The following is a 15,609-nucleotide window of genomic DNA, read 5'->3' on the forward strand; positions in this document are numbered from 1 at the left end:
GCGGCACCGCTACAACCACACCCGCCCGCATCGCGCCCTCGGCGGCCTTCCGCCGGTTCGCTTCGCGATGGCACACTCACCCACTGCCTCTAGTTCTGGCTGACTCGAAAGAACGAGGACGCTTCACTGCGGGGTCAGTTGAGAGAAGTGAGACGAGAGCGAGGGGTCGAGCGAGAGGATGAGCGGCTGCATATCGGCGTGTCCGTGCTGGGATGGTGTGAATCATCCGGATTGGCGCCATGCCGATCAGCCGAAGTAGAACACCTGCCCCTTTTTCGTTCGGGCATGAAAAAGCCCCAGGGCGACCTGGGGCTTGGAGTTGTTGTTCTTGGCTGCGGCGGGAGCCGCGGCCTCCCTGCCTTTTCTTCCACGACACGAGCCGGCGGGCAGCCGGCGAGCAGGCTTTAGAACCGGGGGCGGCGGCGCTTCGTCGTCTCCACCGCTCGCGGCAAGTTGACGCTCGTGACCAAGCCTCGCGCCAGCGCCCTTCCCTCCCGGGCCCGCCTCTCGTCGTCCCGGGCGTGCTGGATCCACTCGTCCAGCCGGGCCGCGTGCCGGGTCGTCACGCCCTCGCCTTGCTTCTCTCGTTCGTAGTACACCACGGCATTGGCCGCCAGCGTTTCGGCATGTTGAAGCTCGTCAGCCAGCATGCCCAGGCTTTCCGTGTAAGCCCGTTTGAGCCGCTCGCGCGCTTCCTTGTTCTGCCAATCGAAGGCGAGGGCTTCGTGGATGGTGTGTTGCTGCGTCTCCTGCGTCTCAAGCTTGATGATGGTTCCAAACTGGTCCAGCTCTTTTGGTGCTCCCTTGGCCACGATGTGGCGCACGGCAGCTTCAAGCTGGCTCCTCGTCGCACCGCTTGCCTTCGTCACTAGAGAAACATCAGCGGTCTGACCGCCGATGTGGATCCGTATGGTTCCATCGTGAAGCACTTGGACCGATTCCAGTAGGCCGTCCACATGCCCTCGGTCTCCTACCCGCTCACCCGGCTTCCTACGTTTCTCCCAGTCGTTCAACACCGGGTGATGGTTGGCCCATTCGATGAGGTCCTGGGCCGGCACGCGCTGCTTCTTGCCTTTCCCCGCTGGGCTGCTTTCGAGGCCCCTATCGACGCCCGTGGAAACCTTGCCAAGGATGGCAAGACGACGCTTGGCCGCTGCCCTGTCCCTGGGTTTTGAGTTGGGGTGAACGGCGATTCTTCCTTGCCGGACTTCCTGGGCTTTTTCCTTCTCCGACCGGAACCCGGGCGTGAGTGAGAACTGTCGCAGTTGACGCACTGGCTCGTTCTTGAGGGCTTCAATCTGTTCGCCCTCCAATCCCAGCAGCGCCGCCGCGTCCTCGGCACTCCAGCGCTCGGGAACGCCTTCCAGCAGCGCCTTCTGAAGCAGCTCGTCGCGGAGGTGGCCCTTGAACTTCCGCGGCTCTACGCTGAAAAGCGCGGAGGCTTCTGCGAGCGTGAGATCACGCTCCCCAGTCGGGTCGGGCGGCGCGTTTTTGATGGCGTCGCGGATCTGCCGCCAACTCGCGCCCTCGCGCTTGTTCCGGCTGCGCGGACCGTGCTTGGTCGCGGGATCAACGTGCCATTCCCAGTAATACTCGAACAACATGTCGAGCGACTTGTCTTTCGTGTAGCTCATTGCTTCCCCTCAAGCCGTTGCCTTGATGGTAGCCGGTCAGAACCGGAACGGCTTCCGGGGGGGGCTGGGGCCTGTAGCAGGCGGCAAGCCTCGTTCCATGGCGTGGGCTCGGTCTTGGCTGCGCCTGTCGCTGCGGGCGCGCTCGTAAACCGCCAGCGCGCCTTCCAGCGCCTCGTCGTAGGGGTCCCGCGCGTCTACGCTTGCCCAGGGTTCGAGCAGAGCGTCGGCTAGGGTGCCTTCCCAGAGCTCGCCCGTGTCCAAGGCGCTGTCGCGTTCTTCAACGGGCAACAGCTGCCCATGGCCCACCAAGCGTCCGTCTTGCCGGACCCAAGGCTGGGGCTCGGCGAAGCAATCGGCGGGCGTGGCGGTCAGCGCAGGGCGCGGCAGAGGCTGTTCCAGCAGGGCCAGCACCTCGCCCCAGAACGCCGAGGCGTCAAAGGTAGCCATGGCGAATGCCAGGGACGTCATGTCGGCCAGCGCCATGTGTTTGGCCCGGTCGGGAATCCGCCCGCCCTTGCGCGGCAAGATCGGGTTGGCGCGGGTCACCGTGTGCCGGGTCGGCAGTGCCTTGGGGGTGGCCTGCCCGGCCGCGTCGGTGTCCGTGAGCCCATCGAGCGCTTCGGCGAGCGCGGTCACCGGGACCAGCCAACTGCCGCCCAGTTTGCGCAGGCCCGGAACGATGACGCCGGCCGCCAGTTGCTCGCGGGTCTGCTCGTAGCCGCCGGCACCCGTTCTGTTGAGCACGCGCGCCACGTCTTCGACCGACAAGAGCGGCTTGTCGGGGAACATTGCGCGGAGGATGGGCAGCATTCCGGTCATGGGCTTGGGAAAAAGTTGGGAAAAACTATCCCTGGAAATCCCTGTTTTTCCCGGGGCGGACCGGGGTGGCAAGAAAAAGGGGCTGGACGGATACCCGGCCAACCCCTTGATTTTTAGATACTTTCTTGCAGCTTGTTAGCTTAAATCTGGTGCCGGAAACAGGAGTCGAACCTGCGACCTACGCATTACGAATGCGCCGCTCTACCAACTGAGCTATTCCGGCAGAGCCGGCAATTCTACGGCCGCCGGGCCGGGCGGCGCAACGCCGCGGCTGGTCAGTCGACCAGGGCGATGCGCAGTTCCTTGGGCAGGGCGAACACCATGGTCTCGCGCTCGCCGTCGAGCTCGCGCACGCCGGTGGAGCCCAGCTCGCGCAGCCGCGCGAGGACGCCCTCGACCAGCACCTCCGGCGCCGAGGCGCCGGCGGTGACGCCGACGCGGCCGCGGCCCGCGACCCAGGCCGGGTCGATGTCCTGGGCGCCGTCGATCAGGTAGGCGGTCGCGCCGCAGGCCTCGGCCAGCTCGCGCAGGCGGTTGGAGTTGGAGCTGTTGACCGAGCCGACCACCAGCACCACGTCGCAGCCGCCCGCCAGCGCACGCACCGCGTCCTGGCGGTTCTGGGTGGCGTAGCAGATGTCGTCGTTGCGCGGCCCCTGGATCGCCGGGAAGCGCGCGCGCAGAACGGCGATGATGTCGCGGGTCTCGTCCACCGACAGCGTGGTCTGGCTGGTGTAGGCCAGCCGCTCGGGCTGCCCGACCTCGAGCGTCCGCGCGCCGGCGACGTTCTCGACCAGATGGATGGCTCCGGTGCCGCACTCGGCATCCCACTGCCCCATCGTGCCCTCGACCTCCGGATGCCCGGCGTGGCCGATGAGCACCACGTCGCGCCCCGCGCGGCAGTGCCGCGAGACCTCCATGTGCACCTTGGTCACCAGCGGACAGGTGGCGTCGAACACCTTCAGGCCGCGACGCCGGCCCTCGCGGCGCACCGCCTGCGAGACGCCATGCGCGCTGTAGATCACGGTGGCGCCGTCCGGCACCTCGTCGAGCTCCTCGACGAACACCGCCCCGCGCGCCTTCAGGTCGTCGACGACGAAGCGGTTGTGCACCACCTCGTGGCGCACGTAGATCGGCGCGCCGAAGTTCTCCAGCGCGCGCTTGACGATCTCGATCGCGCGGTCGACGCCGGCGCAGAAGCCGCGGGGGTTGGCGAGCAGGACGTCCATGCCCGCGATTATCGCGCGTCGGCCGCGGCTTTGCCCGGGACCAGGCTGAACAGCACGATCAGCACCGCGCCGACCACGATCGCCGAATCGGCCAGGTTGAAGGCCGGCCAGTAGTAGCTGCGCCAGTAGACCAGGACGAAGTCGACCACCTGGCCGTGGACCAGCCGGTCGACCAGGTTGCCCAGCGCGCCGCCGATCACCAGGGCGAAGGGCAGCGCGGTGCGCCAGTCGCGGCGTGGCGTGCGTGCGAGCCAGTACGCCAGCAGCGCGCTGATGCCGACGGCGAGCGCGCTGAAGAACCAGCGCTGCCAGCCGGCGGCATCGCTCAGGAAGCTGAAGGCCGCGCCGGGATTGAAGGTCAGGGTCCAGTCGAAGAAGCCGGGAATCACCGTGATCCGCTCGTGCAGCTCGATCGTGCGCAGCACGATCCATTTCGTGAGCTGGTCGAGCGCGATCAGCAGCATCGACAGGCCGAGCCAGGGCAATGCGTTGGGGCGGGGACGGGTCATGGCCGGCATCCTGCGGCCGCCGGGTGCGGCCCGGCGGTGGGTGGAAGGCGTCGCCCCGCCACGCGGGGCGTGCTGAGGGAACGGTGTGCGATCAGAACCAGAGCCGCGTCTCGCCCGGGCCCTCGACGTTCGTCGCGCAGCGCCCGCAGATCGCCGGATGCCGGGGATCGCTGCCGATGTCGTCGCGGTAGTGCCAGCAGCGGATGCACTTGTCGTTCCCGGTCCGGCGCGCGCGAATCCACGCATCGGTCCCCTCTCCCTTCACCGCGTCCTGCGGCTTCGCGTCCAGCGGATGCAGGTGCACGGCCGAGGTGATGAACAGGAAGTGCAGCTCGCCGGCGAAGGCGGCGTAGCGCGCGAGGGTGGCGTCGTCGAGCCAGAGGTCGATCTCGGCCTCGAGCGAGGCGCCGATCGTGCCGCCGGCGCGCATCGGCTCCAGCACCTTGGCCACTGCCTCGCGCAGGGCGAGCAGGCGGTCGAACTCGGCCGCGTCCGTCTCCGGCAGCGCGGCCAGGCCGTGGTACCAGGTCGAGAACAGCACGTTGTCCTCGCGCTCGCCCGGCAGGTGGCTCCAGAGCTCGTCCGCGGTGAACGACAGGATCGGCGCGATCCAGCGCACGAAGGCCTGGGCGATGCGGTACATCGCCGCCTGCGCCGAACGCCGCGCCAGCGCGTCCTCACCCAGGGTGTAGAGCCGGTCCTTGGTGACGTCGAGGTAGATCGAGCCGAGGTCGACCGTGCAGAAGTTCGCCAGGAGCTGCACGACCTCGGCGAAGTCGTAGCGCGCGTAGGCGGCCTCGATCCGCGCCTGCACCTGGTGCGCGCGATGCACGGCCCAGCGGTCGAGCAGCAGGCTGTCGTCGAGCTCGACCATGTGCGCCGCCGGGTCGAAGCCGGCCAGGTTGCCGAGCAGGAAGCGCGCCGTGTTGCGGATGCGGCGGTAGGCATCGGCGGTGCGCTTGAGGATCTCCTGCGACAGCGACATCTCGTTGCGGTAGTCGGCCGAGGCGATCCACAGGCGCAGGATGTCCGCGCCGAGGGTCTTCATGATCTCCTGCGGCTCGATGCCGTTGCCGAGCGACTTCGACATCTTGCGGCCGTGCTCGTCGACGGTGAAGCCGTGGGTCAGGCACTGCCGGTACGGCGCGGCGCGGTCGATCGCCACGCCGGTGAGGAGCGACGACTGGAACCAGCCGCGATGCTGGTCGGAACCTTCCAGGTAGAGGTCGGCCGGCTTGCCCAGGCCGCGCGCGGCGAGCACGCCCTCGTGGGTCACGCCGGAGTCGAACCAGACATCGAGGATGTCGCCGATCTTGTCGTAGTGCGCCGCCTCGTCGCCGAGCAGCTCGACCGGATCGAGCGCGTACCAGGCGTCGATGCCGCCGGCCTCGACGCGGTCGGCGACCGCGCGCATCAGCTCCACCGAGCGCGGATGCGGCTCGCCGGTCTCGCGGTGCACGAACAGCGCGATCGGCACGCCCCAGGTGCGCTGGCGCGAGATGCACCAGTCCGGGCGGCCCTCGACCATGCCGGCAATGCGGGCCTTGCCCCAGTCCGGGAACCAGCCGACGGTGTCGATCGCGGCCAGCGCATCGGCGCGCAGGCCGGCCTGCTCCATCGAGATGAACCACTGCGGCGTGGCGCGGAAGATCACCGGCGTCTTGTGCCGCCAGCAGTGCGGGTAGCTGTGCCGGATCGTCGCGTGCGCGAGCAGGTGCCCGTGCGCGCGCAGCGCCTCGACGATGAGCGGCTCGGCCTTCCAGATGTGCACTCCGGCGAGCGCGTGCCCGCCCAGCGCGGGCGTGCTCGGCAGGTACACGCCGCGCCCGTCGACCGGATTGATCTGCGCCGCGGTGTAGCGCTCGATCAGGCCGTAGGCGCGGGACACGGCGAAGTCCTCCTGGCCGTGGCCGGGCGCGGTGTGCACCGCGCCGGTACCGGCGTCCTCGCCGACGTGCTCGCCGAGCAGCAGGGGCACGTCGCGGTCGTAGAAGGGATGCCGCAGCAGCTGGCGGTCGAGCGCGGCGCCGCGGCTGCGGCCGAGCACGTGCACGGCCTCGACGCCGTAGCGCTGCAGCGCCGCGGAGGCCAGCGCCTCGGCGACGACCAGCAGCACGCGGCGCCCGTCGCGCACCGGGCCCTCGACCAGCACGTACTCGATCTCCGCGCCCACCGACACGGCCAGGCTCGCCGGCAGCGTCCACGGCGTGGTCGTCCAGATCGGCACCGCGACGATGGCATCGCCGGCGTCGACGCCGAAGCTTGCGGCCAGCGCGGCCGGATCCTTCGCGTCGTAGGCGACGTCGATGGCGTGCGAGGTCTTGTCGGCGTACTCGATCTCGGCTTCGGCCAGCGCCGAGCCGCAGTCGAAGCACCAGTGCACCGGCTTGGCGCCGCGCACGAGGTGGCCGTTCTCGACCACCTTGGCCAGCGCGCGGATCTCGTCGGCCTCGAACTTCGGGTCGAGGGTGCGGTAGGGATGGTCCCAGTCGCCGAGCACGCCCAGGCGCTTGAAGTCGGCGCGCTGCAGGTCGATCTGCGCGTTCGCGTACTCGCGGCACTTCTGGCGGAAGTCGGCGGCATCGAGCTTGTCGCCCACCTTGCCGTACTTCTTCTCGATCGCGATCTCGATCGGCAGGCCGTGGCAGTCCCAGCCGGGCACGTAGGGCGCGTCGAACCCGGCCAGGGTGCGCGACTTGACCACGATGTCCTTGAGGATCTTGTTGACCGCGTGGCCCAGGTGGATCGCGCCGTTGGCGTAGGGCGGGCCGTCGTGCAGCACGAAGCGCGGGCGTCCCTTCGCCTTCTCGCGGATGCGCGCGTAGAGATCCTCCTGCGCCCAGCGCTCGAGCATCTTCGGCTCGCGCTTGGGCAGGTCGCCGCGCATGGGGAAGTCGGTGGCGGGCAGATGGATCGTGCCCTTGTAGGGATTGCTCTGGTCCTGGCTCACGTCTCGACCTTCGGTGTGCGGGTTGCGCCGAGGATGCGGCGCGCCAGCGCGGCATCGGCGTCCATCTGGACGACGAGCGCGTCCAGCGTGTCGAACTTCTCCTCGTCGCGCAGGCGCGCGACGAACTCGACCTCGATGCGGCGGCCGTAGAGGTCGCCGTCGAAGTCGAACAGGTGCGCCTCGAGCAGCGGCTCGACGCCGTGCACCGTCGGCCGCGTGCCGAGGCTCGCGACCGCCGGCATCGGCATCGCCGCGACGCCGTGCACGCGCACCGCGAAGATGCCGCCGAGCGCCGCGGTGCGCCCGGCCAGGCGCAGGTTCGCGGTCGGATAGCCGAGCTGGCGGCCGAGCTGCCTGCCGCGCACCACCCGACCGGAGATCGCGTACGGGCGACCGAGCAGGTCGGCGGCCGCCTCCAGCTCGCCGGCGGCGAGGTGGCGGCGGATCGCGGAGGCCGACACCCGCTCGCCGTGGCGCAGGACCGGCTCGATCTCGTGCGCCGCGAACCCGTGCGCGTCGCCCATCCGCCGCAGCAGCGCGATGTCGCCGGCGCGCCCGTTGCCGAAGCGGAACCCCGGCCCGACCCAGACCTCGCGCGCGCCCAGGTGCGCCACCAGCACGTCCTCGACGAAGTTCTCCGCCGAGCGGGCGACGAAGGCGGCGTCGAACCGCAGCAGGCCGACCCGGTCGCAGCCGAGGCCGACCAGGCCCTCGAACTTGGCCCGCGGCAGGGTCAGCCGCGGCGGCGGCGCGGCCCTGCCGAAGAACTCCCGCGGCAGCGGCTCGAAGCTCAGCGCCACCGCCTCGATGCCGAGACCCCGCGCCTGCGCCACCGCCCTGTCGACCAGGGCCCGATGGCCGCGGTGCAGGCCGTCGAAGGCACCGATGCAGACCACGCTGCCCTGCTCCGCCGGTTCGACGCGCGCGATGTCGCGGAACAGCCGGGGGCGTTCTGGCGTGGCGGCGGAGTCGCTCAAGGAGGTCTCGTCGTCGGAAGGTGCGTCGCCGGGCGGAGGCGATGGGCGGAACCGGAAAGTATAGCCGGCCGCCCCGGTCCTCAATGGCGCAGGTCGCGTGGACGGATGCCCTGGACGAGCAGCAGCCCGGCATAGACCACGCCGCCGGCGCCGACCATCGCTGCCAGGCGCAGCGCCCGCTCCCACCAGGGCCACAGGCTCCAGTCGCGCCAGGCGATGGCCATCGCCAGCACCACCGCCGTCATGCCGATGCTGGCGACCGCGAGCTGGCGCAGGAAACGGCCCCACCCCGCCGCGGGCCGGTAGACCCCGGCGCGGCGCAGGTGCCACCACAGCTGGATGGTGTTGAGCCAGCCGGCCAGGCCGATCGACAGCGCCAGCAGCGCATGCAGCCCGGGCACGCGCTCGAGCACCGCGCGCAGGCCGCCGCCGGCGGCGAGCGCGGCCTGCCCGGCGTCGGTGGCCAGCAGCGCCGCGGCGAACAGCAGCACGGTGAACACGGCGTTGCCGACGATCGCCACCACCGCCGCCTTCACCGGCGTGCGCGTGTCCTGGCGCGAATAGAAGGCCGGCGCCAGCACCTTCACCAGCAGGAAAGCCGGGACCGCGAGCGCCTGCGCCATCAGGCTCAGGCTGCTCATGCGGGTATCGGTGGCGGTGAAGCTGCGGTACTCGAACAGGGTCGCGATCAGCGGCTGCGCGCACAGGACCAGGCCGAGGCAGGACGGCACGCCGATCAGCAGGCACAGCCGGAAGCCCCAGTCGAGCGCCTGCGAGTAGCCGTCGGGGTCGGTCGCCGCGTGCCGGCGCGAAAGGTGCGGCAGGATCACGGTGCCGATCGCCACCCCGAACATGCCGAGCGGGAACTCGAGCAGGCGGTCGCTGTAGTACAGCCAGGTCACGCTGCCGCCGACCAGCAGCGAGGCGACCAGGGTGTTGAACAGCAGGTTGACCTGCGCCACCGAGGAGCCGAACAGGGTCGGCACCATCAGGCGCATGATCCGGCGCACGCCGGCGTGGGCGAGGTCCCAGCGCGGCCGCGGCAGCAGGCCGAGCTTCGCCAGCGCCGGCAGCTGGAAGCCGAGCTGCAGCACGCCCGCGGCGAGTACGCCCCAGGCCAGCGCCAGCACCGGTTCGTAGCCGAGATCGTCGAGCGCCGGGGCCAACGCCAGGGCCGCGGCGATCATCGACACGTTCATCAGGATCGGCGACAGCGCCGGCACCGCGAAGCGCCCGTAGGTATTGAGCGTGCCGCCGACCAGCGCCGCCAGCGAGATGAACAGCGCGTACGGGAAGGTGATGCGCAGCATGGTCGTAGCCAGCGCCGCCTGCTCCGTACCCGCCTCGAAGCCGGGCGCGAACACGCGCAGCAGCCACGGCGCCAGCAGGATCGCCAGCCCCGACATCGCCAGCAGCGCGGCGCCGAGCGCGCCGGCGACGCGGTCGACCAGTGCCCGCACGGCGGCGTGGTCGCCGCGCTCGCGGTACTCGGCCAGCACCGGCACGAACGCCATCGAGAACGAGCCCTCCGCCGAGAGCCGGCGCAGGAAGTTCGGGATGCGGAAGGCCACCACGAAGGCGTCCATCGCCGGGCCGGCGCCGAACACCATCGCGTAGATCTGGTCGCGGACCAGGCCCGAGACCCGCGACAGGAAGGTCATGCTGCTGAAGACCGCGGTGGAGCGCAGCAGGCCGCTCCCCTTCATGCCCCGACTCCGGCCGTCCGCCGGCTCCCCGTCACGTCCAATTGACTCAACTCCATGAAACCACCATAATTTCCGGTCTTTCGTCCCGAACCACCGCATTCCAGGAATCTACCGTGGCAAACATCAAGTCCGCCAAGAAGCGCGCCCGCCAGGCCGTCGTGCGCAACCAGCGCAACTCCAGCCAGCGCTCGCGCCTGCGCACCGCCGTCAAGAACGTCATCAAGGCCATCGGCGCCAACGATGTCGCCGGCGCCGAGAACGCCTACAAGGTCGCCGAGCCGATCCTCGATCGCTTCAGCGCCCGTGGCCTGATCCACAAGAACAAGGCGGCCCGCCACAAGAGCCGCATCACGGCCCGCATCAAGGCCCTCAAGGCCGCCTGATCGGGGCCAGGTTCGGGACACGGAAAAGCCGGCGCATCGCGCCGGCTTTTTTGTTGCCTGCCCGACGGCGGCGTCCATTGCGCCGCCGGGCGTGCGCAAGGCGTCCGCGCATGCAGGAGCCGGGCCGGGACGCAAGGCGCGGGATCGATCCGGAGGCGGGACGGCGCGGCGCGCGGCTCAGGCGCGGCGATCGCGCTGCCAGGCGGCCTCGGCCTCGGCGTCCGCACGCGCCTCGCGCTGGCGGTCGAACTCCGCCATCACCTGCTGCGCGATCGGCCAGGTGCCCTCGCGCGACAGCGCCGAGACCACGAACCACGGCCCGCTCCAGCCGAGCTCGGCGACGATCTCCGCGGCGAGCGCGTCGCGCTCCTCCGGCAGCATCAGGTCGCCCTTGTTGAGCACCAGCCAGCGCGGCTTGTCGAGCAGGGCCTCGTCGTACTTGCGCAGCTCCTTCTCGATCGCGCGCACCTGGCCCGCGACCGCCTCGGCGGTGCCGGCGGCGGCGTCCAGCGGCGCCATGTCGACCAGGTGCAGCAGGAGCCGGGTGCGCTGCAGATGGCGCAGGAACAGTGCGCCCAGCCCGGCGCCTTCGGCGGCACCCTCGATCAGCCCGGGGATGTCGGCGATGACGAAGCTGCGGTGGGCCTCGACCGCGACCACGCCCAGGTTCGGATACAGCGTGGTGAACGGATAGTCCGCTACCCGCGGCGTCGCCGAGGACACCGCGCGGATGAAGGTCGACTTGCCGGCGTTGGGGAAGCCGAGCAGGCCGACGTCGGCGAGCAGCTTGAGCTCCAGGCGCAGGGTGCGCACGTCGCCCTCGGTGCCCGGCGTCGACCGGCGCGGCGCGCGCGTGACCGAGCTCTTGAAGTGCATGTTGCCCAGCCCGCCGCGCCCGCCCTGCGCCACCAGCAGGCGCTGGCCGTGCGCGGTCAGGTCGCCGATGACCTCCTCGGTCTCGACGTTGGTCACCGCCGTGCCGACCGGCACGCGGATCTCCAGGTCGTCGCCGCCCTTGCCGTACATCTGGCTGCCCATGCCGTTCTCGCCGCGCTGCGCCTTGAAGCTGCGCTGGTGACGGAAGTCGATCAGGGTGTTGAGGTTCTCGTCGGCGACGATCCAGATGCTGCCGCCGTTGCCGCCGTCGCCGCCGTCCGGCCCGCCCAGCGGGATGAACTTCTCGCGCCGGAAGCTCACGCAGCCGTTGCCGCCGTTGCCCGCGGCAACCAGGATTTCTGCTTCGTCGACGAATTTCATGGCGTGTTGGGTGGAGCGGGAACAGGGAATGGGGAACGGGGAACTGGACGGTGCGAGGAACGGGGGAGTCTATCCCTCGAGCGGATCAGGCAGGACGCGGAGGTGGCGCCGGCCCGGCTCCTGGACCCCACCCCCCGCTCGACCCTTCCCGATTCCCCGCACGAAAACGAAAAACCCCGCCGAAGCGGGGCTTTCCGTTGCGGTCGCGATGCGCGTCGCCCGATCAGGCGACGACGCTCACGGTCCGGCGCTTGTTCGCGCCCTTGACCGAGAAGTCGACCTTGCCGTCGACCAGCGCGTACAGGGTGTGGTCGCGGCCGATGCCGACGCCCATGCCCGGATGGAACTTGGTGCCGCGCTGGCGGACGATGATGTTGCCGGCCTCGATGGCCTGGCCGCCGTAGATCTTCACGCCGAGATACTTCGGATTGGAGTCGCGGCCGTTGCGGCTGGAACCTACGCCCTTTTTGTGTGCCATGACTGCTCTCCTGTCTTACTTGCCGGCACCGGCGATGCCGGTGATCTCGATTTCGGTGTAGTGCTGCCGGTGACCCTGCTGCTTGCGGTGGTGCTTGCGGCGGCGGAACTTGACGATGCGCACCTTGTCGGCGCGGCCGTGACCCTTGATGGTCGCGGTGACGCTGGCGCCCTTGAGCGCGTCGCCGATGGTGATGCCATCGCCGTCGCCCAGCATCAGGATCTGGTCGAAGGTGATGGTGCTGCCGGCGTCGGCCTCCAGCTTCTCCACGCGCAGGGTCTCGCCCTGCATCACGCGGTACTGCTTGCCGCCGGTGACTACGATTGCGTACATGACCGGTTGATTCCTTTAGTAGTTCTTTTGCGGTGCAGCCGACCACGGCCGGGTCGGACAGACGCGGGACTATAGCGGCACCGAGGTTTCCCGGTCAAGCAGCCGGCGGTTGTTCCGCAGCGGCGCTTCCGCCGGAAGCCACTGAACGCAAACGGAATCCGCCGCACGCCGTGGCCCTCGCGGCAACCCCGGATCGAGGTCACTCCCGGTCCTCGATCTCGACGCCGCCTGCACCGGCCGGGTTGAGGCCGCTGCTATCCTCCCCCATCTCAAGCCGTCACGCCGTCACGGCGTAACGGGCCTCGCCCCGCGCGAACCGCGCCCGTCCCGTGCCGTCGGCCTCCCCCTCAACCGGACGGACCATGGACACCATCCGCATCCGCGGTGCGCGTACCCATAACCTCAAGAATCTCGACCTCGACCTGCCGCGCGACAAGCTGATCGTGATCACCGGGCTGTCGGGCTCCGGCAAGTCCTCCCTCGCCTTCGACACCATCTATGCCGAAGGACAGCGCCGCTACGTCGAGTCGCTCTCGGCCTACGCGCGGCAGTTCCTGTCGGTGATGGAGAAGCCCGACGTCGACACCATCGAGGGCCTGTCGCCGGCGATCTCGATCGAGCAGAAGTCGACCTCGCACAACCCGCGCTCGACCGTCGGCACCATCACCGAGATCTACGACTACCTGCGCCTGCTGTATGCGCGGGTGGGCACGCCGCGCTGTCCGGACCACGCCTATCCGCTGGAGGCGCAGACCATCAGCCAGATGGTCGATACCACGCTCGCGCTCGACCCCGAGCAGCGCTGGATGCTGCTCGCGCCGGTGGTGCGCGAGCGCAAGGGCGAGCACGCGCAGGTGTTCGACCAGCTGCGGGCCCAGGGCTACGTGCGCGTGCGCGTCGACGGGCAGCTCTACGAGATCGACGAGGTGCCGCGCCTGGCGCTGCGCCAGAAGCACACGATCGAGGCGGTGATCGACCGCTTCCGCCCCAGGCCCGAGCACAAGCAGCGCCTGGCCGAGAGCTTCGAGACCGCGCTCAAGCTCGGCGAGGGCATGGCCCAGGTGCTGTCGCTCGACGACGGCAAGGCGGCGCCGCTGCTGTTCTCGTCGAAGTTCTCCTGCCCGGTCTGCGACTACTCGCTGCCCGAGCTCGAGCCGCGGCTGTTCTCCTTCAACTCGCCCAACGGCGCCTGCTCGACCTGCGACGGCCTGGGCGTGAGCCAGTTCTTCGACCCGGTCCGCGTGGTCGGCCACCCGGAGCTCAGCCTCGCCGCCGGCGCGGTGCGCGGCTGGGACCGGCGCAACCAGTACTACTTCCAGCTGATCGCCTCGCTGGCCAAGCACTATGCCTTCGACATCGACGTGCCCTGGAAGGACCTGCCCGAGCATGCGCGCGAGGCGGTGCTGCACGGCAGCGGCGAGGAGCTGGTGAGCTTCACCTACATCACCGATGCCGGCGGCCGCGCCAAGCGCGGGCACCGCTTCGAAGGGATCCTGCCCAACCTCGAGCGCCGCTACCGCGAGACCGAATCGGCCGCGGTGCGCGAGGAGCTGTCGAAGTACATCAGCAACCGGCCCTGCCCCGAGTGCAACGGCGCGCGGCTCAACACCGCCGCGCGCAGCGTCTACGTCGCCGATACCACCCTGCCCGAGATCGGCCGCATGCCGGTCGACGCGGCGCTGGCCTTCTTCGGCGAGCTGACGCTCGCCGGCTGGCGCGGCGAGATCGCGGCCAAGATCGTCAAGGAGATCGTCGAGCGCCTGCGCTTCCTGGTCGACGTCGGCCTGGACTACCTCACCCTCGAACGCCAGGCCGACACCCTCTCCGGCGGCGAGGCGCAGCGCATCCGCCTGGCCTCGCAGATCGGTGCCGGCCTGGTCGGCGTCATGTACGTGCTCGACGAGCCCTCGATCGGCCTGCACCAGCGCGACAACGAGCGCCTGCTCGGCACGCTGACGCGGCTGCGCGACCTCGGCAACACCGTGATCGTGGTCGAGCACGACGAGGATGCGATCCGCCTGGCCGACCACGTGCTCGACATCGGCCCCGGCGCCGGCGTGCACGGCGGCGAGATCGTGGCGCAGGGCACGGTCGCGGACATGATGGAGTCCGAGCGCTCCTGGACCGGGCAGTACCTGTCCGGGCGCCGGCGCATCGAGATCCCCGGGACCCGGCACCGGCCGGACCCGAAGATGACCCTGAAGATCAAGGGTGCGTCGGGCAACAACCTCAAGAACGTGGACCTGGAGATCCCGTCCGGCCTCTTCGTCTGCATCACCGGCGTCTCCGGCTCGGGCAAGTCGACGCTCATCAACAACACCCTCTACCCGCTGGCCGCCAACGAACTGAACGGTGCCGCGCAGCGCGCGGCGCCGCACAAGGCGGTGACCGGCATGGACCTGTTCGACAAGGTCGTGGACATCGACCAGTCGCCGATCGGGCGCACGCCGCGCTCCAACCCGGCGACCTACACCGGGCTGTTCACCCCGCTGCGCGAGCTGTTCGCGCAGGTGCCGGAGGCGCGCGCCCGCGGCTATTCGCCGGGTCGCTTCAGCTTCAACGTGCGCGGCGGCCGCTGCGAGGCCTGCCAGGGCGACGGCCTGATCAAGGTCGAGATGCACTTCCTGCCGGACGTCTACGTGCCCTGCGACGTCTGCCACGGCAAGCGCTACAACCGCGAGACGCTGGAGATCCTCTACAAGGGCCACTCCATCCACGACGTGCTGGAGATGACGATCGAGGACGCGCTCGGCCTGTTCGAGAACGTGCCGTCCATCGCGCGCAAGCTGGAGACGCTGATCGACGTCGGCCTGTCCTACATCAAGCTCGGGCAGCCGGCGACCACGCTCTCCGGCGGCGAGGCGCAGCGGGTCAAGCTGTCGAAGGAGCTGTCGCGCCGCGACACCGGGCGCACGCTCTACATCCTCGACGAGCCCACCACCGGCCTGCACTTCCACGACATCGAGCACCTGCTGAGCGTGCTGCACCGCCTGCGCGACGAGGGCAACACGATCGTGGTGATCGAGCACAACCTCGACGTGATCAAGACCGCGGACTGGATCGTCGACCTCGGTCCCGAGGGCGGGCACCGCGGAGGTGAGATCATCGCCACCGGCACGCCCGAGCAGGTGGCGGCGATGGAGCACTCGCACACCGGGCGCTTCCTCGCCAAGCTGCTGCCGGCGCCGACCCCGTCATCGAGGAAACGATCCGCGGCATGAGCAACGACGAAGACAGCAAGCCCGCGCGCAAGCGCGCACCACGCAAGCGCAGCGCACGCAAGAACGCGGCGCCCGCTCCCGCGCCCGGCACCGCGCAGCAGGTACAGGCGACCAAC

Annotated in this window: 10 protein-coding genes, 1 tRNA gene and 3 pseudogenes; 2 read left to right on the forward strand and 12 right to left on the reverse strand. The window is 69.8% G+C overall.

The genetic code is table 11. The features are described from left to right. Nucleotides 1-404: 404 nt before the first annotated feature. The 9 genes and pseudogenes from KB893_RS17325 to murJ all read right to left on the reverse strand — a co-directional run bounded on the left by KB893_RS17325 (nt 405) and on the right by murJ (nt 9,821). The gene (locus KB893_RS17325; protein WP_211928273.1) at nt 405-1,634 is read right to left on the reverse strand and encodes a hypothetical protein; all 1,230 of its coding nucleotides are present in this window, start codon (nt 1,632-1,634) and stop codon (nt 405-407) included. A gap of 36 nt (nt 1,635-1,670) precedes the next feature. Continuing rightward, on the reverse strand, nt 1,671-2,444 hold the full coding sequence (locus KB893_RS17330; RefSeq protein ID WP_213173936.1) for a hypothetical protein: 774 nt from the start codon (nt 2,442-2,444) through the stop codon (nt 1,671-1,673). A gap of 156 nt (nt 2,445-2,600) precedes the next feature. Beyond that, a tRNA-Thr gene (locus tag KB893_RS17335) sits at nt 2,601-2,676 on the reverse strand. A 52-nt stretch (nt 2,677-2,728) separates the two neighbouring features. Next, nucleotides 2,729-3,679 carry a 4-hydroxy-3-methylbut-2-enyl diphosphate reductase gene (gene ispH, locus KB893_RS17340; protein WP_211928214.1) on the reverse strand — a complete coding sequence of 317 codons (951 nt, stop codon included), beginning with the start codon at nt 3,677-3,679 and terminating at the stop codon, nt 2,729-2,731. Nucleotides 3,680-3,687: 8 nt separating this feature from the next. Continuing rightward, complete coding sequence (gene lspA / locus KB893_RS17345; protein WP_213173937.1) at nt 3,688-4,188, reverse strand: signal peptidase II; 501 nt, start codon at nt 4,186-4,188, stop codon at nt 3,688-3,690. Between the two features lie 91 nt (nt 4,189-4,279). Then, a pseudogene (locus KB893_RS18845) lies at nt 4,280-4,405 on the reverse strand (zinc finger domain-containing protein); the annotation flags it as partial. 89 nt (nt 4,406-4,494) lie between these two features. After that, nucleotides 4,495-7,075, reverse strand: a pseudogene (ileS, locus tag KB893_RS17350) (isoleucine--tRNA ligase); the annotation flags it as partial. Nucleotides 7,076-7,134: 59 nt separating this feature from the next. Continuing rightward, nucleotides 7,135-8,115 carry a bifunctional riboflavin kinase/FAD synthetase gene (locus tag KB893_RS17355; protein WP_377731030.1) on the reverse strand — a complete coding sequence of 327 codons (981 nt, stop codon included), beginning with the start codon at nt 8,113-8,115 and terminating at the stop codon, nt 7,135-7,137. An 80-nt stretch (nt 8,116-8,195) separates the two neighbouring features. After that, nucleotides 8,196-9,821 carry a murein biosynthesis integral membrane protein MurJ gene (gene murJ / locus KB893_RS17360; protein WP_211927801.1) on the reverse strand — a complete coding sequence of 542 codons (1,626 nt, stop codon included), beginning with the start codon at nt 9,819-9,821 and terminating at the stop codon, nt 8,196-8,198. Between the two features lie 113 nt (nt 9,822-9,934). On the opposite strand from murJ, the gene rpsT reads away from it, so the two are divergent. After that, the gene (gene rpsT / locus KB893_RS17365) at nt 9,935-10,204 is read left to right on the forward strand and encodes a 30S ribosomal protein S20 (protein WP_211927800.1); all 270 of its coding nucleotides are present in this window, start codon (nt 9,935-9,937) and stop codon (nt 10,202-10,204) included. A 177-nt stretch (nt 10,205-10,381) separates the two neighbouring features. Here the strand turns inward: rpsT and obgE are convergent, their stop codons facing one another. From obgE to rplU, 3 genes are all read right to left on the reverse strand, one after another. Continuing rightward, on the reverse strand, nt 10,382-11,461 hold the full coding sequence (gene obgE / locus KB893_RS17370) for a GTPase ObgE (protein WP_211927799.1): 1,080 nt from the start codon (nt 11,459-11,461) through the stop codon (nt 10,382-10,384). A gap of 223 nt (nt 11,462-11,684) precedes the next feature. Beyond that, nucleotides 11,685-11,939: a 50S ribosomal protein L27 gene (rpmA, locus tag KB893_RS17375; protein WP_211927798.1), complete on the reverse strand. Its 255-nt coding sequence runs from the start codon at nt 11,937-11,939 to the stop codon at nt 11,685-11,687. Between the two features lie 15 nt (nt 11,940-11,954). Next, nucleotides 11,955-12,272: a 50S ribosomal protein L21 gene (gene rplU, locus KB893_RS17380; RefSeq protein ID WP_211927797.1), complete on the reverse strand. Its 318-nt coding sequence runs from the start codon at nt 12,270-12,272 to the stop codon at nt 11,955-11,957. A 362-nt stretch (nt 12,273-12,634) separates the two neighbouring features. On the opposite strand from rplU, the pseudogene uvrA reads away from it, so the two are divergent. After that, nucleotides 12,635-15,540, forward strand: a pseudogene (uvrA, locus tag KB893_RS17385) (excinuclease ABC subunit UvrA); the annotation flags it as partial. Between the last annotated feature and the right edge of the window lie 69 nt (nt 15,541-15,609).

The sequence above is a fragment of the Coralloluteibacterium stylophorae genome, assembly GCF_018122625.2.
GTDB classification, from domain to species: domain Bacteria; phylum Pseudomonadota; class Gammaproteobacteria; order Xanthomonadales; family Xanthomonadaceae; genus Coralloluteibacterium; species Coralloluteibacterium stylophorae.